General features: G+C 53.1%; 14 protein-coding genes and 1 tRNA gene. 7 read left to right on the forward strand and 8 right to left on the reverse strand.

Annotated features, from left to right (window positions below):
- Window positions 1-22 precede the first annotated feature (22 nt).
- The 3 genes from R0J87_RS15780 to R0J87_RS15790 form a co-directional block, all read right to left on the reverse strand.
- Window positions 23-1,252 (reverse strand): AAA family ATPase, encoded by a 1,230-nt coding sequence (locus tag R0J87_RS15780; RefSeq protein WP_498887352.1) that lies wholly within the window; start codon window positions 1,250-1,252, stop codon window positions 23-25.
- A 98-nt stretch (window positions 1,253-1,350) separates the two neighbouring features.
- Complete coding sequence (locus R0J87_RS15785; RefSeq protein WP_498887354.1) at window positions 1,351-3,573, reverse strand: cobaltochelatase CobT-related protein; 2,223 nt, start codon at window positions 3,571-3,573, stop codon at window positions 1,351-1,353.
- Window positions 3,574-3,671: 98 nt separating this feature from the next.
- Entirely contained in the window at window positions 3,672-3,839 is a 168-nt protein-coding gene (locus R0J87_RS15790; RefSeq protein ID WP_498887356.1) for a hypothetical protein, read from the reverse strand.
- Between the two features lie 294 nt (window positions 3,840-4,133).
- Here R0J87_RS15790 and R0J87_RS15795 point away from each other — a divergent pair, with 294 nt between their 5' ends.
- The 4 genes from R0J87_RS15795 (at window position 4,134) to R0J87_RS15810 (ending at window position 8,909) form a co-directional block, all read left to right on the forward strand.
- Window positions 4,134-4,541 (forward strand): helix-turn-helix domain-containing protein, encoded by a 408-nt coding sequence (locus R0J87_RS15795; RefSeq protein ID WP_498887357.1) that lies wholly within the window; start codon window positions 4,134-4,136, stop codon window positions 4,539-4,541.
- Window positions 4,542-4,880: 339 nt separating this feature from the next.
- Window positions 4,881-4,957 (forward strand) — tRNA-Pro (locus R0J87_RS15800).
- A 280-nt stretch (window positions 4,958-5,237) separates the two neighbouring features.
- Window positions 5,238-5,957 (forward strand): DUF6694 family lipoprotein, encoded by a 720-nt coding sequence (locus R0J87_RS15805; RefSeq protein WP_498887359.1) that lies wholly within the window; start codon window positions 5,238-5,240, stop codon window positions 5,955-5,957.
- A 216-nt stretch (window positions 5,958-6,173) separates the two neighbouring features.
- Window positions 6,174-8,909: a cation-translocating P-type ATPase gene (locus R0J87_RS15810; RefSeq protein WP_498887361.1), complete on the forward strand. Its 2,736-nt coding sequence runs from the start codon at window positions 6,174-6,176 to the stop codon at window positions 8,907-8,909.
- A 72-nt stretch (window positions 8,910-8,981) separates the two neighbouring features.
- Here the strand turns inward: R0J87_RS15810 and R0J87_RS15815 are convergent, their stop codons facing one another.
- The 3 genes from R0J87_RS15815 to ppnN all read right to left on the reverse strand — a co-directional run bounded on the left by R0J87_RS15815 (window position 8,982) and on the right by ppnN (window position 11,468).
- Window positions 8,982-9,182: a hypothetical protein gene (locus R0J87_RS15815; protein ID WP_498887363.1), complete on the reverse strand. Its 201-nt coding sequence runs from the start codon at window positions 9,180-9,182 to the stop codon at window positions 8,982-8,984.
- Window positions 9,183-9,290: 108 nt separating this feature from the next.
- Window positions 9,291-10,025 carry a TSUP family transporter gene (locus tag R0J87_RS15820; protein WP_498887365.1) on the reverse strand — a complete coding sequence of 245 codons (735 nt, stop codon included), beginning with the start codon at window positions 10,023-10,025 and terminating at the stop codon, window positions 9,291-9,293.
- Between the two features lie 60 nt (window positions 10,026-10,085).
- A complete protein-coding gene (gene ppnN / locus R0J87_RS15825) occupies window positions 10,086-11,468 on the reverse strand; it encodes a nucleotide 5'-monophosphate nucleosidase PpnN (protein ID WP_404341679.1) in 1,383 nt (460 codons plus the stop codon).
- Window positions 11,469-11,657: 189 nt separating this feature from the next.
- Here ppnN and R0J87_RS15830 point away from each other — a divergent pair, with 189 nt between their 5' ends.
- A complete protein-coding gene (locus R0J87_RS15830) occupies window positions 11,658-12,560 on the forward strand; it encodes a LysR family transcriptional regulator (RefSeq protein WP_404341677.1) in 903 nt (300 codons plus the stop codon).
- A gap of 54 nt (window positions 12,561-12,614) precedes the next feature.
- On the opposite strand, the gene gcvP is transcribed toward R0J87_RS15830, so the two are convergent.
- Both gcvP and gcvH read right to left on the reverse strand, forming a co-directional pair.
- Entirely contained in the window at window positions 12,615-15,509 is a 2,895-nt protein-coding gene (gcvP, locus tag R0J87_RS15835) for an aminomethyl-transferring glycine dehydrogenase (protein WP_498887366.1), read from the reverse strand.
- An 85-nt stretch (window positions 15,510-15,594) separates the two neighbouring features.
- Window positions 15,595-15,984: a glycine cleavage system protein GcvH gene (gene gcvH, locus R0J87_RS15840; protein ID WP_498887368.1), complete on the reverse strand. Its 390-nt coding sequence runs from the start codon at window positions 15,982-15,984 to the stop codon at window positions 15,595-15,597.
- 409 nt (window positions 15,985-16,393) lie between these two features.
- On the opposite strand from gcvH, the gene R0J87_RS15845 reads away from it, so the two are divergent.
- Both R0J87_RS15845 and gcvT read left to right on the forward strand, forming a co-directional pair.
- Entirely contained in the window at window positions 16,394-17,797 is a 1,404-nt protein-coding gene (locus tag R0J87_RS15845; RefSeq protein WP_498887370.1) for an alanine/glycine:cation symporter family protein, read from the forward strand.
- A 90-nt stretch (window positions 17,798-17,887) separates the two neighbouring features.
- On the forward strand, window positions 17,888-19,000 hold the full coding sequence (gene gcvT, locus R0J87_RS15850) for a glycine cleavage system aminomethyltransferase GcvT (RefSeq protein WP_498887372.1): 1,113 nt from the start codon (window positions 17,888-17,890) through the stop codon (window positions 18,998-19,000).
- The last annotated feature ends 141 nt before the right edge of the window (window positions 19,001-19,141 follow it).

The raw sequence follows: 19,141 nt of genomic DNA on the forward strand, positions 1-19,141 counted from the left end.
TAAGTCACCTATTACTTATGATTTAAGCGAAAATTCGGTCGCAGACTTCACGAACCGCCAACGCCGACGAGGAGGGCATCTTGTTGATAAAGGCGCGATTAAGGCCCGCTTTGAAATCGCCACCGAACAGTGCACCTAACTTGGCAGCGAAAAGCAGCTCACGCGGGCCAATGGTGTTGGTGATCTCTCCACGGTCGTAGGACTCACGGACACGGGTGGCAAACTTGACCAGCTCTTTCGCTTTGTCAGCGTGAATCTTCGCTTTCGCCTCAATCATTTGAGCCTCATCTTCCTGGTCCATATACTCCACCTTCGTGACGATACCGAAGCGAGAGTAGTTGGCCGCGTTCTGAAGATTGGTGCCCTGATACAGACCGGTTTCGTCTCCAGATCCGTTCGTGTTGCCAGTGCCTACAAAGCGGAATTGCGGGTGTGGGTCGACGCGACGCCACTCTTGAGGGGCCTCTTTGATAATCAACGCTTTGCCTTCTAGCACGGGCTGGTAGACGCCCAGCACTTGAGGGAATGCAAAGTCGTATTCGTCAGCCAGATACACCCAGCCGTAGCGCATAGCGAGCGCAAGTGGCCCAGGTTCAAAGTAGGTGCCGTTCTCGTTAGCAAGCATTTGACCAACGATATGAGACTCTTCGGTGTTGGCCGTGTGCTGGATACGGATGAAGGGGCGGTTGGTGTAAGCCGCGTATTGCTCCCAGGTGGTCGACTTGCCGGTGCCTGCGTGACCCCAGAAATAAGCAGGAATGTTGTAATCCATTGCGGCGATGCAGTCGCGAAGCACTTCAGGGTTCCAGATATAATCACCGTCTGTCTCTGGCACCATTTCCTGATGTTCGTGAGTCTCAAAAACAGAAACCGGAATGGAGGTGGAGGCCGGAACACCTTTTACATTAGGAATCAGCTTTAATACGTCAGCGGTGCGGATGCCATAATCAGGGGCTTTCTTACGAAGCGAGACCACCTTAGTTTCTGCGACGGCGCTTACGCCAGCCATGTGAGTCTTGATGGACTCAGCCTCTTCACGCTTTTTCTTCAGGGCCTTCTTGGCAGCCTCGGATAAAAGCGGCGCGTCAGGAAAGCGATCACGATAGGCATCCAGGCTCACAGACGGGTGGTTTTTGGTCAGGTAGGTCTGAATGACGTGAACGGCTTGGCCATCAAGCTGACAAATGATCTTGCCGTCTTCTGCGTGAGTAGCGTAAGGAAGAGCGGTGGTGGTAGCGGTGCTAGTGGTCATGGGTAACTCCAAAGTTAGGTAAGTAAGTTTTGACTTACTGTCACAAGTGAATCATACGTCATGCAGTGTTGGTATTGGAACGCTGCATGACGGATTTTTTAGCGAAGTAGCATGGCGGAAAGCTCAGAGACGATTTTGCTTGGCAGCTCTTTGACATCATCGAGGACGATATTTTTGGGATAGAAGGCTTCAACTTGATGGGTTTCAATTCCGATCCCTAGCACTTCGATACCGTCTTTTTCAGTGCTTTGCACAACATGCGCCAAGTGTTCCTCGGCGCGTTTACTTCCGTAGCCGCCCCTTGTCGAGACGCTTTGCATCGCAGGCTCGCCATCTGACAGAACAACCAAAATCTTGCGCTCTTCGGTTCTAGCTCTGAGCATGTTCGCGGCAATCTCAACGCACTCACCATCGGCATTATTCCGAAGCTCAAGGAGGGGGATGGCTGCGATACGCTGCTCACAGGCAGGCGTCAGCCGCTCATCGAAGGTTTTATAGATGGGCATCATCAAAGGCTCGATGCGATCAAACCCACCCTTAAAGCCTGGATGTTTTTCTACAATTCTGCTCAATTCCTCACGGGCCTCAGATGGAAGATCATCACTTTGAGTTGTAAAGCCAACTACCTGCGTTTTTACATTCACGCGATCCAGAGCCGAGCAAAGTGCATAGGCGGCCTCAGAAGCTATTCCGATGCGGTCTCGGTGGTTCATGGAGCCTGAGCAATCCACAAGCAATAAGACCGCCGTGTTCTTAGTGCGCACCTCTTCCTTGCGGCGGAAGACGCGAGTGTCGCCGGTATTCAGCTTATAAAGGCTGGAGCTGTGCAGGCGTCCGCTTCTGAAGCCAGGAACAAACATGGAGCGGTTACGGGCCATTAACAGACGCTCCAAAGCCTTTGACATCACACCGATCTGCTCGCCAGTTTTGCTTCGCAATTTTGCTTGACGATCCTTTGAGCGGCTATCAATGGTCGACCCAGGCTTGATGGTGTAGGGGCCAATGAAGTCTTTTTCGTTGGAGTAAGGCATATACGAGTTGTCTTTTAGGCTCTCAATAGCCCCCTCTGCAATGGCCGTTTCAAGTGCAGCATCATAGGTGGTCATCTTCTCCAGAGCTTCTGCCAGTTCAGGGTGATCAGCGATGTTACCGTCGTTGAGCGCCCCCTTTGATCCGCCTTCTGAATCAATATCCCGATCTCGCTCATCACCTGTCGATTTGTCGGAATGGGCATCGCCTGACTTGTCTGCCGATGTGCCGTCCTTTTCCGCAGCCTCTTTGCCACGCTCATCGATCATTTCACCCTTGCGATCAGACTCTTCGCCTTCGTCTGATTCGCCTTCGTCTGATTCGCCTTCGCCTTCGCCTTTTCCGTCGCTGGATCCGTGGCCAGACTCACCTTCGCCGTTATCATCTGAAGCGGCGGATGAATCGCCATCCGATTCTTCAGGTGTAGATTCGGCTGTATCGAAAATTTCATCGCCAGGACGATCTAGCGAGCCGCTGCTGCTTTTGCTAGAAGAAGCGTCGCCACCTTCACCTTCACCTTCACCTTCACCTTCACCTTCACCTTCTTCATCGCTTTCTTCCGGCTCAGGCTCTTTGCTCTTCTCCTGCTGCTCGCGCTCCACATCGGCGAGTATGTCGCGGATGGAGTTGGCCATCTTTAGCGCCTCAAAAGATGATTCGATGGTCTGGAGCTTTTTGGAAAGCGGCAGAAGGGCGTCGTAAACGTCAGGTATCAGCTCCCATTTATCAGCCATGTAATTCTGAGCGGCTTCCTGTCCGGCTAAAGCTCGGATGCCAGGTGTTGCCAGAGCCTTTACGAAGAACATCGCCTGAGAGGCATTTTCATCTCGCTGAAACTCACCAATGAATTTGTCAAACGCCTTCTGAAAGAAGTGTTTCACGGCAAACTCGACCGTTTTATCAATGTTCCTTGTCGAGCCAGCGAAGGCCTTTTTCATCTTCGCTTCGATGAAGGTGTCTTCGACGATGTTGTGGAGATTGGCGATCTTCTCTTTGTGCGCCCTGGCAACAATCTTTGAGTCGGTAAACAGGATGTGAGCTACCTCATGATCAACGAAGCCCTTAATGGCGGTGACCAGCTCGGGTGAAGATTTCTCGCTGAGAGAGGGGATGTTGACGCGAGTTGCCTCAAGCGTTTTTTCATCGTATTCGACATACGCTTGAATGCCCGACTGGGTGACTTTAATGCCCTTGTTTGCGAGCATTTTCACCACCACTTCGATGGCGTTTCGCATCTCGCCAATGTTCGTGTAGCTCTTCTTACCGCTAGTGTCTTTCGTTTTAAATGCCATGTTAGTCTCCGGTTTAAGTCATCACTTACTTATTAAGATGATAAAAAAAATAGGACTGGCGTAGTAGCGCAGTCCTATTTCATATTTGATTGCAGAACTTACAAGGTGAACACACTGCCAGTGCCGGACATGGGGCTAAAGTGAGCCACTTTTCCAGAGGGCATTTTGAGCAATTGACCGCCATCCAAGAGGTCGACGACCTCGACAGCCTCCTCTAGCATTTCGCAAAACCGATCCTGATCAATTGTCTCGTGTGCGCTCGACATAGGTCTAAATCTCCATGCAACCTATTAGTTAGATAAGTAAGCGGTGGCTTACGAAAGCGCTTATAGTAAGCGCACGGCGTGAGCATGGCAAGAGAAATATTTCAAAAGGTAAGATGTTGTTATTAAAGGTAAAAATAATAATAGTCTATTATTTCACATACGGGGCTGCTGTCAGGAAAAAGTATAAATTTCAAAAAGTAAGTAACCACTGCTTGACTCAGTAACAGCTTACTATAAGAATAGAGTCATCAGAGGGTTCAAAATCATTTTTATGTCAATCCGAGGAGAGACATCATGGCCGAAACCAAAAAAGTCACCGACCTGATCATAGAGCGGCAACTGGACCTAAATCTCACCAATCAAGACATCGCTGGTCGCGTTGGATATGCCAATGCAAACGTCATCAGCATGATCAAGAAGGGCAGAACCAAGCTGCCTCTCGATAAAGTCAAAAAGATGGCCGACGCGCTGAATGTCGACCGCGCTCGTTTGATGCGTATGGCCCTGAGCGAATACATGAGCGACGCCTACCACGACATTGTTGATGTTCTGGGCGAACCCACCACTCAAAATGAGCGCGTTCTTTTGCAGGTGTGGCGATCCTCTACTAACAATGAAGACCCCGCTCTAACTGAAGCTGAAATCAAAGGTCTCCATCAAGGCTTTCAAACCATCATGAAGCAATCTGCTGCCTCTATGTAGAAGTCACCCTCCATACATAAAGGCGGCGGAGGCCGCCTTTTTCTATGGAAGTAATCTAGCCCCTTGCAACAGCCATTTTGGGATCAAAGTGGCTGTTTTTCGTTGAAATCAGGCGACCTCTTATCTTTAACCATAAATCAAGGGCTTACGCGTGGATCCATGAATCCACTATGGATCCAAGACAACACATTTTTGAGGTAATTTGGGGCGTGGATCCACAATGGATCCAATTTTTTGGTAATTATAATTTGGTGACGTGTTTGGTCTTCTGGCGCTAAAAGTCATTTAAGTGGTTGTTTTTATTGACGCACCGTCTTGAGGCAAAAGCCAAATAGACATCGGAGTGTGGCGCAGCTTGGTAGCGCGTTGCAATGGGGTTGCAAAGGTCGCAGGTTCGAATCCTGTCACTCCGACCAAAATCTATAAAACGCCGCTTACGGGTCACCCCGAGCGGCGTTTTTTGTTTGTGTTGAACATTCATCCAGAACTTGATGCGCTTGAACACTCAGCGCGTCTGCATTGGCACCTGTTAGCGATGCCCATCAGCCTCTTCTCTCGATAAATAATGAGTTGGTACTAGTAACACTGTGCTTTCTGCTGGGGCGGCTCAGCGGGGAAGTTGTCATGACTGCAAAATATTCCAAAGCACCCTCATATAGCTTATGTTGATATATCAACCAACAGGATGGTGAGTGTATGAAACGGGTATTAGCAGTAGCGATAGCAGTAGCCATGGCGGGCGTTGCTTATGCAGATCCCACCATAGACGGCTCTAACCCTCGATACTTTGATCGGTCGCTTGAAGAGATTCGCGCTTCTCTGGATGCAAGCGAGGTCGAGCGCTTTGATGATGCACTGGAAGCATTACTGATGCGCCGCTCTCAAGAGGGTCTCACGGTGATTGAGATGAGCGAGCTTAGTGATGATGAGCTAGAAGATCTCGCTACTGAGGCTCGCCGGAGTTTGCACGGGCTCAGCGGTCAAGAGGTCTTGGCGCTTGCCGGGGAGCAGTCGGACAAAACGAAAGACAGTAATGCACTTGAAGAGCCCATCGCGCAAGAAATGCTGAGCCGCTTTGTTGTGGAAAATGCGCAATATCGGCTGAGTGAAGAGGGCGCCTCGGGGGCTACCCCGGTTATCGAGCTACGTGTCACTAACAACACCGGTGAGCCGGTGGCGCGGGTGCACTTCCGAGGTATTTTACAAAGCCCGGGGCGCTCGGTTCCTTGGGTCGATGAAACGTTCTATTACACCATTTCAGGGGGCATTGAGCCCGGCGAAACGCTGGAGTGGAGCCTAGCACCGGATCGTTCGGGGCCATGGGGGAATCCATCCATATCCGATGATGCGATGCTAAGTATGGAAGTGCTCCGGCTAGGTGATCCTTCTGGCAATACCCTATGGGAAAGACCCTGAGCGTCGTCAGTGCAAAAACCCGCGTCGGCGGGTTTTTTTATGCTCGTCATGATGGCGAAGAAATCAAATATCTTCACCCCGCAGCAAGCCCGGGCTCCCGCTTCAAACCTCAATTATCGTGATTCTAGTTGATGTATATCATCCTTTTACGAGGATGTTTACTGCGCTGCAGCATGGTGGGCTATGCTGATAGTTGGCGTCATAAGGAGTCACGCAATGAATTCTGCATCCCCAGCAGCCGATAAACGTGTGAAATGGCACGCGCTTTCTGAAGAGGAGGCGTTACACCAGCAGTCGTCTTCCCATGTTGGCTTGTCGAGTCAAGAGGCTCAGGAGCGTTTAGCACGTTACGGAGAAAATCGTCTTCAGCGCGCTCAGGGGCGGCCATGGTACCGGCGGCTGCGCGCGCAGTTTGCCAATATCTTAATGTTAATTCTGTTAGTGGCAGCGGTGGCGAGCTTTCTACTTGGGCACCTGATTGATGCTGCCGCGATTGTGGGCGTGGTAGTTATTATCGCCCTGATTGGTTTCTTTCAAGAAGGTAAAGCAGAGCAGGCGCTGGATAGTATTCGCCATATGTTATCGCCTCAGGCGAATGTATTGCGTGATGGTAAGCGCACCACGGTTCCTGCAGAGGCATTAGTGCCCGGCGATATTGTATTGATCGAGAGTGGTGATCGGGTACCCGCCGATGTGCGGCTGGTAGAGGTGCGGCGCTTGCGAACAGAGGAAGCGGCACTGACGGGAGAGTCAGTGCCGGTGGATAAGCAGGCCGCGTTGGTAGGTGAGAATACCGATTTAGCGGAGCGCAACAGTATGGCGTTTGCCAGTACCATTGTGGTGCAGGGCAATGCGCGGGGCTTGGTGGTGGCGACGGGGGCGCACACCGAAATTGGTAAAATTTCAGAATTGCTGCGCAGCGTTGAGAAAATCAAGACACCGTTGCTGCAGCAGTTAGACCGAGCCGGTCGTGTGCTAGCGGTGTTTATACTCGCAGCAGCAGGCGTAACGGCGTTATTGGGCACGTTGATACATCAACAGCCCGCCAGTGACATGTTTATGGCCGCGGTAGGCTTGGCGGTGGCCGCCATCCCCGAAGGCTTGCCCGCTATTGTGACCATTGGCTTAGCTCTTGGCGTACAGCGTATGGCGAAGCGCCAAGCCATTATTCGGCGTTTGCCGGCGGTTGAAACTCTGGGCTCTATCTCCACTATCTTTTCTGACAAAACCGGCACGCTCACCCGTAACGAAATGACCGCGCAAGCGATATGGCTGGCCGATGAGCGGTTTACTATTGATGGCATTGGCTTTGTGCCAGAAGGGGGCTTTCACCGGGTCTCTTTGTCTCAAGGAGCGCTCAATACGCCCGTTGAACTGAAGGAGACGCCTGCACTGACGCATTTTTTACACGCCGGTGCGCTATGCAACGATGCCGAGCTACATTGCGTGGAGGAGCGCTATCAAGTATTTGGTGATCCCACGGAAGGCGCGATGGTGGTCGCGTCTGAAAAAGCGGGTATTGTGACGCAAACGATACGTCAACAGTATCCGCGTATCGATGCTATCCCCTTTGACTCAGAATATAAGTATATGGCCACGCTTCATGCGATGGGAGAGACGCGTAGGGTCTTCGTGAAGGGAGCACCGGATCGCATTATTGAAATGTGTTCCCAGGTGGCCACTAAAGAGGGCGAGCAGCCGATAGAGCAAGCGGTGTGGGAGGCGCGCATTCAGGAACTTTCATCACAAGGCCTGCGGGTACTGGCGATTGCCGATAAAACCATGGAAGGGCAAGAGCCGCTGGACCATCAGCACGTGCAAACCGGCCTGCGCTTACTGGGCATTATTGGCCTGTTAGACCCGCCGCGCCAAGAGGCGATTGAAGCGGTGAGGCGTTGCCAGTTAGCAGGTATTCGCCCAGTGATGATTACTGGAGACCACGCCGCGACGGCGCTGGCAATTGCTAAGCAGTTGGGATTTTCGCAAACGGACAAAGCGCTAACAGGGCGAGAAATGGAAGCCATGACTGATAGCGAGCTGGAAGCGATTATTTTGGAGGTTGATGTCTTTGCCCGCGCGTCGCCTGAACATAAATTGCGTTTGGTAAAAGCCATGCAGGCTCGGGGCGGCGTTTGTTCAATGACGGGCGATGGCGTTAATGATGGTCCGGCGTTAAAGCGTGCAGATGTAGGTGTCGCGATGGGGATCCAAGGCACTGAGGCGGCGAAAGATGCGTCAGAGATGGTATTGGCCGACGACAATTTTGCCACCATTGTGCGAGCGATTGAGGAAGGTCGAAAAGTCTACGATAACATCCGTAAGACGATCACCTTTATTCTGCCCACTAACGGGGCTCAGGGGTTAGCCATCATGTTGGCCGTGTTGGCAGGCTCGACGCTACCCGTTACACCGCTTCAGGCGCTATGGGTGAACATGGTCGTTGCGATTACGCTAGGGCTGGCGCTTGCCTTTGAGTCGCGAGAAAAAAATCTTATGCAGCGCAAACCCCGTGACCCTAAGGCACCCTTATTAGATATGTTCTTACTGTGGCGCGTTGTCTTCGTGTCGACCCTGCTGCTCGTTTGTGTATTTGGTATGTTTAGTGGGCTTGTGGCGCAAGGCGGAAGTGTGGAGCTGGCGCGTACAGGGGCAGTGAACATGTTGGTAGCGGGCAGCGCGGCCTACCTCATCAATAGCCGCTATTTGCTTAATAGTACGCTGTCGTTCCAGGGTATCTTCGGCAGCAAGCCGGTGTGGTTGGCGATTTCCGTGGTGATGGTGTTGCAGTTTAGCTTCACCTACCTTCCGTTCATGCAATTTATCTTCGCCAGTGAGGGGCTCTCCTTTTTCCACTGGTGCGCGATACTGATAATGAGCATGTCGGTATACGTTGTTATTGAGCTGGAAAAGGCAGCGTGGCGTCGATTTTCACCTGACGCGCTTATCCAGTAATGAATAGCTGATAAAGCCACGTGCTGCATTCAGCACGCGGCTTTTTAAAAACAAGAAGTTAGTAAGAGAAGGTCAACCTTGCGCTTTATGATCAGCAAGGGCGGCAGCAACCGCTTCTTCCCACTGCCCGGCAGTGATGCCCCAGTGCTCCATTTCGGCTTGATCAGGGTAGCCTTCTGCTGCGCTGTTGAGCTCTTCAGGGGAGTAGCGCTCAAAACAGTGCTTCGCGAAAGCTTTGGTTTGGCCGTCCTGTAACTGATTGATTATTTCCATGTGTTGCTCCTTTCCTTGGTGAAAATCAGCTCGTCAACGCTAAATATTGCGGAGATAGAGGCCTTTAGTGTAGCGGCTATCGTTTGGTTTTGCAGAAAGGTGCATCTGTTAGGGGTATGCCAGTACCGTATCCACGATGATTTTAAGCGCAATGCTCGCCAGCAAACACATAACGAGGTTATCGAACCAGCTATGGGGTAAGCGTTTGCCAAGCGTTGCGCCAAGGGGCATCGCCGCCAGTATGACCAGCAGGGCCCCGAGGCTGTAAAGCGTGCGTTCTCCTGTCAGTATGCCAGCGTTTAGCAGGGCAGGAATTTGCACCAGCGTAATCGCCACAAAAAATACCGAGATGGAGCCAATAAACACGCGGCGTTCAAGCTGCATGGCATTTAAGAATGTGACGGAGGCCGGTGCGGACATGCCTGCCGCGCCCTGAAGCACACCAGCGACTAGCCCAACAGGCAGCACGATGCGCTCTGCAATGGTAAACGGCAGCGTGGCCTTACGCTTAACCAGCTTAATGGCAAGATACAGAAGAATGGCCCCTGCCACGCCTAGCGAGAGCAGCGTCGGTGATAGAACGACCAACCCCCAGGTGCCAAGCACAATGCCCGCGCCACCGGCCACTGCAAAGCTAAAGAGAAAGCGTAAGGGCAGAAGGTGTTGGCGGTACTGCCATACTTGAAGTGCATTGCTGAACAGGTTGGGAGCTACCAGCACGGCAATGGCCAGTTTAACGTCGTAGAGCATGGTCAATACAGGCACAACGACCACAGGCACTCCAGAGCCTATTGCCCCCTTAACGATGCCTGCAACAACCAAGGTAAGCAGTGCAATGATCACAGCAAACTCTCTTTAGCAGGCACCGCTACAGGATGCCTGCCGTTGGCGGTTATTAACCTGTTATTTAAGCACGTAGCAGGGCGTGTAGGGCTGACCGTCCAGCTTCATGCGCCCTTGGGCGACAAAGGAGCTGAGCAGTGCGTCTAAACGCTGCATCAGTTCCGGCTCAGCGGTGAGCTCGAAGGGCCCATGGGCTTCAATAGCACGGATGCCCGGCTCTTTGACGTTGCCCGCCACAATGCCGGAAAAAGCGCGGCGTAGGTTAGCGGCTAGCTCGTGAGTAGGCTGCTGGCGGTGAAGTGCCAAGCCGCGCATCGCTTCGTGGGTGGGCTCGAACGGTGCTTGGAACTCACGGGCAATGGTTAAGCGCCAGTTGTAGTAGAAGGCGTCTTGGTGCTGGCGGCGGAAGTCGGCAATTTGGTCAATGCCTTCGCGCATTTTACGAGCAACAGCCACCGGGTCGCCGGTAATAATGGTGTAGTAGCGACGGATCTCCTCACCCAGGGTGTATACCAAAAATTCATCAATTTTCTGGAAGTAGGCCGCTGAGTTGGCGGGACCTGTAAACACCAGTGGGAAGGGGATCTCTTTGTTACTGGGGTGCAGCAAAATACCCAGCAGATAAAGAATCTCTTCTGCGGTACCTACGCCACCGGGGAAGACAATAATACCGTGGCCTAAACGTACAAACGCTTCCAGACGCTTTTCGATATCCGGCATCACCACGAGTTCGTTAACGATGGGATTGGGCGCTTCGGCAGCAATAATGCCCGGCTCAGAGATGCCCAGGTAACGGCCGTCTTTACGGCGCTGTTTAGCGTGCGCCACGTTGGCCCCTTTCATGGGGCCTTTCATAGCGCCTGGCCCGCAGCCGGTACAAATATCTAAATCCCGCAGGCCCAGGTGGTAGCCCACATCCTTGGTGTACTCATACTCTTCCCGGGAAATAGAGTGCCCGCCCCAGCACACTACTAAGCTGGGGTCGCGGCCGGGTTTCAGCGTTCCCGCCTTGCGGAGAATATGAAATACCGCGTTGGTGGTGCCTTCGCCAGTGCTGAGATCAAAACGCTTGTGGTGCTGAATCTCGTTATAAACATAAACAATGTCACGAATGATTGACGAGAGGTGTTCGCGAATACCGCGAATCATTCGTCCATCCACAAACGCTTCTGCGGGTGCGTTAGTCAGTTTTAAGCGTATCCCGCGATCTTGCTGCAGCACTTCGATATCAAAGTCTTTATACGCTTCGAGAATGGCCAGGCTGTCATCCGTGGGGCTGCCGCAATTAAGTACGGCAAGTGCGCAGCGGCGCAGTAAATCGTGCAAACCACTTTTGGACGTGCTCTTGAGTCGATTAACCTCATGCTGCGAGAGGACCTCAAGACTCCCTTCAGGAGAAATAATGCTGGAAATCGTGGCACGAGGCGCTGGCATCTGCGTCATTAGTTGGGCTGTCCCTAAAAGTATTGATAACGAAACTGCATACTAGCACGGCACTTAGCGCTGTTCAGCACCGCTGCTAAGCGCCCGTCTTATCAGCGTTTGTGCTACGCTAGAGCCTTTGTAAGCGCGCAGCGGTGAGTAACAAGAGCGCCTGGCGATGATGGATAATGAGGATGTTGCTTACACCCTATGTTTAATGCCCAATATTTTCGAACGTTCATAACGTTAGTGGAAACCGGCAGTTTCACACGAACGGCGCGCCGTTTAGAGATGACGCAGCCTGGGGTTAGCCAGCATATTCGTAAGTTGGAGAGCTATCTTGATAAAACGCTGTTAGAGCGCCACGGGAGAAGTTTTACGCTGACCGAGTCAGGACGTCGCGCTTATGACTACGCGTTAAAGCTGTTTGCTGAGCACGAGCAGTTTCGCCATGGGTTGGACGATGATTCGCTCGATAGTGGCGAGTGCCGTATTGCTTCGCCTGGCAGTGTGGGGCTGATGTTTTACCCCTATATCCTCGGCCAGCAGCAAATGCACCCTAACCTAACGGTGAATTACAGCTTTGCGTTTAACCACGAGATCGTTAACGACCTGCTGGAAGGCCGTTACGATATTGGTATCGTGACCGAGCAGGCGAACCATCCCGAACTGACGTGTACGGTGTGGCATAAAGAGCCTCTTTGTTTAGTCGTGCCTGCCGATTTTGCGGGGAGTACGTTGTCAGAGTTGATGGGGATCGGCTTTATCAACTATTACGATGGCATTAATCACGCTAACGCGCTGCTGCGCGCTAACTATCCGGATGAGTTTCGTTCAATGACGCACTTTCGCCACCAGGGGTTCACTAATGAAGTGAGCATGGTGCTGGATGCTGTTGCCAGGGGGTTGGGCTTTACGGTGGTATCTCGCTTAGTGCTGGAAACTTCGCCTTGGCAGCGGCAGGTGAAAGCGCTGGCGCTTCCACAAGCGATTAACGAAGTGCTGTATCTATTACGTCGACGGGACTCGGTGCTACCAAAACGCTATGAAAAGTTGTTGAACGGTTTTCACGACCAGCGAATCCAAGAAAAAACGCCCCCGCTACCCGAATAAACGGGGCAGCAGGGGCGTTGCCTTTTACTCTATTTTTTTAACCAGCTTTTCAAACTACCGGCGATATTCGTCAATGCTGGGGCATGAGCAGATCAACTGCCGGTCACCAAAGACGTTATCGACCCGGTTCACCGAAGGCCAGTATTTCGACGCCGTGACGGCCTCGGTGGGGAACGCGCCCAACTGACGGTCATAAGGCCGCTGCCAGTCGCTGTCCATGAGGTCAGCTTGGGTGTGCGGCGCATTCACGAGCGGATTATTATCCAGCGTCCACTCACCACTCTCTACCCGGGCGATCTCTTCACGAATCGCAATCATGGCATCGCAGAAGCGATCAATTTCGTAAAGCGACTCGGACTCCGTAGGCTCGATCATTAATGTGCCCGGTACCGGGAACGACATGGTCGGTGCGTGGAAGCCGTAGTCCATCAAGCGTTTGGCAATATCCTCTTCGCTAATGCCAGACGCGCTCTTTAACGGGCGAATGTCGATAATACATTCGTGAGCCACTGTGCCGTTTTGGCCGCGATACAGAATCGGATAAGACGCCTCTAAACGCTTGGCAATGTAGTTGGCGTTGAGAATGGCAAGCTCGGTGGCTTCGCGAAGACCACGCGCCCCCATCATTTTAATGTACGCCCACGAAATCGGCAGAATGGAAGCGCTGCCAAAGGCTGCCGCCGATACCGCACCGCTCTCGGGGTTAACGCCGTTAATCGGAGTGACCACGTGGTTAGACACAAACGGTGCAAGGTGTGCTTTAACACCAATCGGGCCCATGCCGGGGCCGCCGCCACCGTGGGGGATGCAGAACGTTTTGTGCAGGTTGAGGTGGGAAACATCGCCGCCAAAGTCGCCTGGGCGGGTGAGGCCTACCTGGGCATTCATGTTGGCACCATCCACGTACACTTGGCCGCCGTATTGATGAACCACCTCGCATACCTTACGTACGTGTGATTCAAATACGCCGTGAGTGGACGGGTAGGTGATCATGACGGCTGACAAGCGCTCGCTGTGCTGTTCAGCTTTGTGCGTCAAATCTTCCAAATCAATATTGCCGTTGGCATCACATTCAACCACCACGACTTCCATGCTCAGCATGGCGGCGGAAGCCGGGTTAGTGCCGTGGGCAGAGCTTGGAATTAAGCACACATCGCGGTGGGCTTCGCCTTGCGCTGCCTGATAGCGGCGAATCGCTAAAAGGCCTGCGTATTCACCTTGCGCACCTGAGTTAGGTTGCATGGAAATATGGTCATAGCCGGTGACTTCGACTAAGAACGCCGCCAGCTCATCAATCATTTGATGGTAACCCGCCACCTGATCGCGCGGTGCAAACGGGTGCAGGTTGGAGAACGCAGGCCACGACACCGGAATCATCTCGCTGGTGGCGTTGAGCTTCATGGTGCACGAGCCCAGCGGGATCATGGCGTGGGCCAGCGAAAGGTCTTTATTTTCCAGACGCTTTAAGTAGCGCAGCATTTCAGTTTCGCTGCGGTAGCGTTTAAACGTCGGGTGGGTGAGGAAATCACTTTCGCGCTGATAGGCGGCTGGAATGCCGCTGAGCTTATCGCTCACAACTTGCTCATCCAGTACTGCCACTGCTAAGCCGTGCTCATCGCCCAGCAGTACGTCGAACAGGGCAGCAACATCGTGAGCGGTGGTTGTCTCATCCAGGCTAATGCCCACATCGCCATCGGCAAAGTAGTGCAGGTTAATATCGTGAGTCATGGCGCGGCCATGAATCTTGCCCGCGTCTACCTGAGTAAGACGCAACGTATCAAACCAGCTGCTGTTAGCCAGTTGAACGCCTGCCTGTTGTAGGCCGGTGGCAAGCACGGTGGTCAGCCGGTGAACGCGGCCAGCGATTTTACGCAGACCTTCTGCGCCATGGTACGTAGCGTAAAAGCCCGCAATGTTGGCTAGTAGCGCCTGCGCGGTGCAGATGTTCGACGTCGCTTTTTCGCGGCGAATATGCTGCTCGCGGGTCTGCATCGCCATGCGCAGCGCGGTTTTGCCACGGCTGTCTTTGGAAACGCCAATAATGCGACCTGGGATGGAGCGCTTAAGCTTGTCAGAAGTAGCAAAAAACGCCGCATGCGGGCCGCCAAAGCCCATGGGCACGCCAAAGCGCTGAGAGTTACCTACAACAATATCCGCACCCATCGCGCCCGGCTCCTTCAGCAGTACCAGGCTAAGCAGGTCGGTGGCCACGCAGGTCATAATGCCGCGTTCTTGAGCCGCTTTTAGCATCGGGGCTAAGTCGCTAACGCTGCCGCTAGCAGACGGGTACTGAACCAGAGCGCCAAACACATCGTGTTCGGCAAGGCTTTCGGCAGGGCCGGTGATCAGCTCGAAACCAAAGAACTCGGCACGAGTTTTAACGACGTCCAGCGTTTGCGGGAAGAGGTCATCGGCGACGAAGAACGCGTTCGATTTGCTCTTTTTATTGCCCCGCTTACACAGCGCCATGGCTTCAGCGGCGGCGGTGGCTTCATCCAGCAGGGAGGCGTTAGCAAGCTCCATGCCGGTTAAATCCATAATCACCTGCTGGTAGTTCAGCAAGCCTTCCAGACGGCCCTGGGAAATTTCCGGTTGGTACGGCGTGTAGGCGGTGTACCAACCGGGATTTTCCAACACATTGCGTTGAATCACCGCGGGCATGTGGGTGTTGTAGTAGCCCTGGCCGATGTAGCTTTTGCTAACGCGGTTTTGGCGCGCTAACTGGCTTAAATACTCAAGGGCTTCCGCTTCACTGCGGGGGGCGTCAAGGGCAAGTTCGCGATCTAGGCGAATATCGCTAGGCACGGTTTGCTCAATCAGGTCTTCCATGCGCTGCATATTGAGCGCTTTTAACATGGTGGCGACATCGTCGGGGCTGGGCCCGTTATGACGTTTGATAAAAGCATCGTGGTCGGCCAGTTCGGCCAAGCGGCGTGATTCAAAAGGCATGGGGAGATTCCGGACGTGATGAGAAAACCGTGCAGAGGCGATCATAAAACGCCTGCCAGAAAGGCAGGCGTTTTGGCTACTTGTCTTAGTCGTCGGCGCTCAGCGTTGCTTGATAAGCGTCGGCGTCTAACAGGCCTTCAAAGGCTTGGTCGGCAACGCGGACTTTCATGATCCAGCCACCTTCATATGGCGCATCGTTCACCGTTTCAGGGGCATCTTCGAGGGCTTCGTTAACTTCAATGACTTCGCCATCAACGGGGGAGTAAAGGTCAGAGGCGGCTTTAACAGACTCAATAACACCGAACTCTTTGCCTTTGCTCAAGGCTTGGCCAACTTCAGGAAGCTCAATAAATACAACGTCGCCCAGCGCTTCTTGCGCGTGATCGGTAATACCTACGGTCACGGTACCGTCTTGGTGATCAAGTACCCATTCGTGGCTGGCAGCGTAACGAAGATTGGCAGGAAGGTTGCTCATAATGATTCCCTTATCAAAACAGTGGACAGAACGAGAGCATACTAGCGCTTGTCGTTCGCCTTGGCGACTGTGGCCAGTTCGGCAGTGAGCGTGAAGGTGCCTATGGTACCGTGTTTCTCATTGGAAACAAATTTCTTCATTGCCCCGCGAAAGTGACAAAATCAGGCGTTTTTTCTAAATGCCGGCGCTGTTCTAAGTTGCAAAAAGAGCAGCTTTCTCTACCCAGAGGCGACGCCGGCATGGAAGAACACTAAGAAAATGGTGTAAAACATACCAATCATGCGTTTTTCCAGCGTTAAAGAAGCGCTATGGTAGAACCGCTTGGTGATTTCATCTGCTAGATCTCTAGGTGGATGAACAACCTAACCTTCATAACAAATGCACTAATCGATTGGGTAAGGAGAGTTCTGTGGAAACGTTGACAAGCCTTTTAGGGGCCATTAACGGCGTCGTGTGGGGCCCGTTAATGCTGATCCTGCTGCTGGGGGTGGGTATCTACCTACAAATTGGCTTGAAACTGATGCCGATTCGCAAACTCGGCATGGGTTTCAAGCTAATGTGGCAGGGGCGCGATGCCAAGCCTTCCGATAAAACCGCTGAAAAAGCCAGCGATGATGGTGAAATATCGCCGTTCAATGCACTGATGACCGCGCTATCGGCCACTATTGGTACCGGTAATATTGCCGGTGTGGCCACCGCCATTGCACTGGGTGGCCCGGGCGCTGTGTTCTGGATGTGGATCACCGCATTGGTCGGTATGGCGACCAAATTTGCCGAGGCGGTTTTGGCCGTTCGCTACCGTGAAACAGATAGTACGGGCTACCACGTGGGCGGGCCGATGTTTTACATCAAAAACGGCTTAGGTAAAAAGTGGCTGTGGCTGGGTGGGCTTTTCTCGTTCTTTGGCGCGGTGGCGGCCTTCGGGATTGGTAATACCGTTCAGTCCAACTCCGTAGCAGACGCTATGGACGCCACCTTTGGCGTTCCCCACTGGCTGACCGGTGTGATCATTATGGTGCTGGCCGGTGCGGTTATTCTGGGTGGCATCAAGCGCATCGCCAAAGTGGCCGGGAAGCTGGTGCCGGTGATGGGCATTGCTTATGTGATTGCAGGCCTGCTGGTGCTGATCATTAACGCCGGCCAGATTGGCGAAGCCTTTGGGCTGATTTTCTATTACGCCTTTAACCCCATCGCTGCAGCGGGTGGCTTTGCCGGTGCGGCGGTGATGGCGGCAATTCGTTTCGGTGTAGCGCGCGGTATTTTCTCCAACGAAGCGGGTCTGGGCAGTGCGCCGATTGCTCACGCCGCTGCGCAAACGAAAAACCCGGTTCGCCAAGGGTTAATTGCCATGCTGGGCACGTTCATCGATACCATTATCGTATGTACGATTACGGCATTGGTCATTTTGACTTCGACCGTATGGATGGAAGGCGAAGCCGGTGCCTCGCTCACCGCGCTCTCCTTTGATGCCGCGTTGCCTGGTTTTGGTAATCAAATTGTCGCGATTGCCCTGGCGATTTTCGCGTTTACTACCATTCTTGGCTGGTCGTTCTATGGTGAGAAGTGCTGCCAGTTCCTGTTTGGTACGCGCTCTATTATGCTGTACCGCGTGCTGTTCGTATTGGCGATTCCGCTGGGTGCCATTGCGCAGCTGGGCTTTATCTGGCTGATGGCGGACACCTTCAACGCGATGATGGCGATTCCCAACCTTATTGCTTTGGCACTGTTGTCGCCGGTTGTCTTTAAGCTCACGCGGGATTATTTTGCAGGTAAGGACGTGCTGCCGGGTGAAGCCCTGGATCATGATAAATAAGCCCTGCCTATGAGCAGGTAATGCACGATGTAATAGAGCCGGGAAGCCTAGTAAGGCTTCCCGTTTCTCTTTTTTGACAGAGGAAATGCCATGACTGATCTGAACCACACGCCACTTCATGCCCTCCATACGCAGCTTGGGGCCAAAATGGTGCCCTTTGCTGGGTATGACATGCCGGTGCAGTACCCGCTGGGTGTTAAAAAAGAGCACGAGCATACCCGTCAGCAGTGTGGGCTATTCGATGTGTCGCATATGGGGCAGATCCTGGTCTCCGGCGAGGACGTTGCAAACGCCCTGGAGAGCTTGATTCCAGCGGATTTGGTGGGGTTGCAAAAAGGTCAGCAGCGTTATGGCCTTTTTACCAGCACTGATGGCGGTATTATCGATGATTTGATGGTGGTGAATGCGGGTGATCACTTCTATTTGGTGGTGAACGCGGCATGCAAAGACCAAGATATTGCCCATTTACGGGCTAACCTTGGCAATACTCATCAAATCGATGTGCTTGATCGCGGTCTGCTGGCGCTTCAAGGGCCGCAAGCGCGCGATGTGATGCAGCGCCTGTGCCCAGCCGCCTGTGAGTTAACGTTTATGCAACATGGTCGTTACACCCTCTCAGGATGTGACGTGTGGATCAGTCGCAGCGGATATACCGGCGAAGATGGCTTTGAAATCTCTGTCGCGGCTGACGAGTCCCAGGCGCTTGCCGAAGCGCTGCTAGCGGAGCCTGAAGTAGAGGCGATTGGCTTGGGCGCGCGTGATTCACTGCGCTTAGAAGCGGGCTTGTGCCTATATGGTCATGATATGGATATGCAGACCACGCCTGTGGAAGCTAGCTTGATTTGGGCCATTGGTAAGTCGCGCCGCCATGGTGGCGAACGCGCTGCAGGCTTTCCAGGTGCGGATGTGATTCTGCATCAGGTAGATGCTAAAGATCACACACGTAAGCGTGTGGGGTTGGTAGCAGAAGGGCGCGCCCCTGTGCGGGAAGGCAGTCTGCTGGTCGATGAGGCGGGCAACGAGATCGGCGTAGTCACCTCTGGCGGTTTTGGTCCCAGTGTCGGTAAGCCCATTGCGATGGGATATGTTGGCCGTGAATGGGAAGCCGCTGGTACCACCGTTTATGCACTGGTGCGTGGTAAGCAGCTCCCCATGAGCGTCACCTCGATGCCGTTTGTCGCTCCAGGTTACTACCGCGGTTAACCGGTTACCTTACCCGTCGCCGTTGATCGGTTAATGATGAAAAAGCCCCTGCGATAGCAGGGGCTTCAGACTGCTGACGAACCCACCTATTTTGGTGGGTTCGTTGCTTTTAGAGTAGGCGTACACTCGTGGCCTGACTCA

Origin of the sequence: Halomonas sp. SIMBA_159 (assembly GCF_046536035.1) — a bacterium.
GTDB lineage: Bacteria > Pseudomonadota > Gammaproteobacteria > Pseudomonadales > Halomonadaceae > Vreelandella > Vreelandella venusta_A.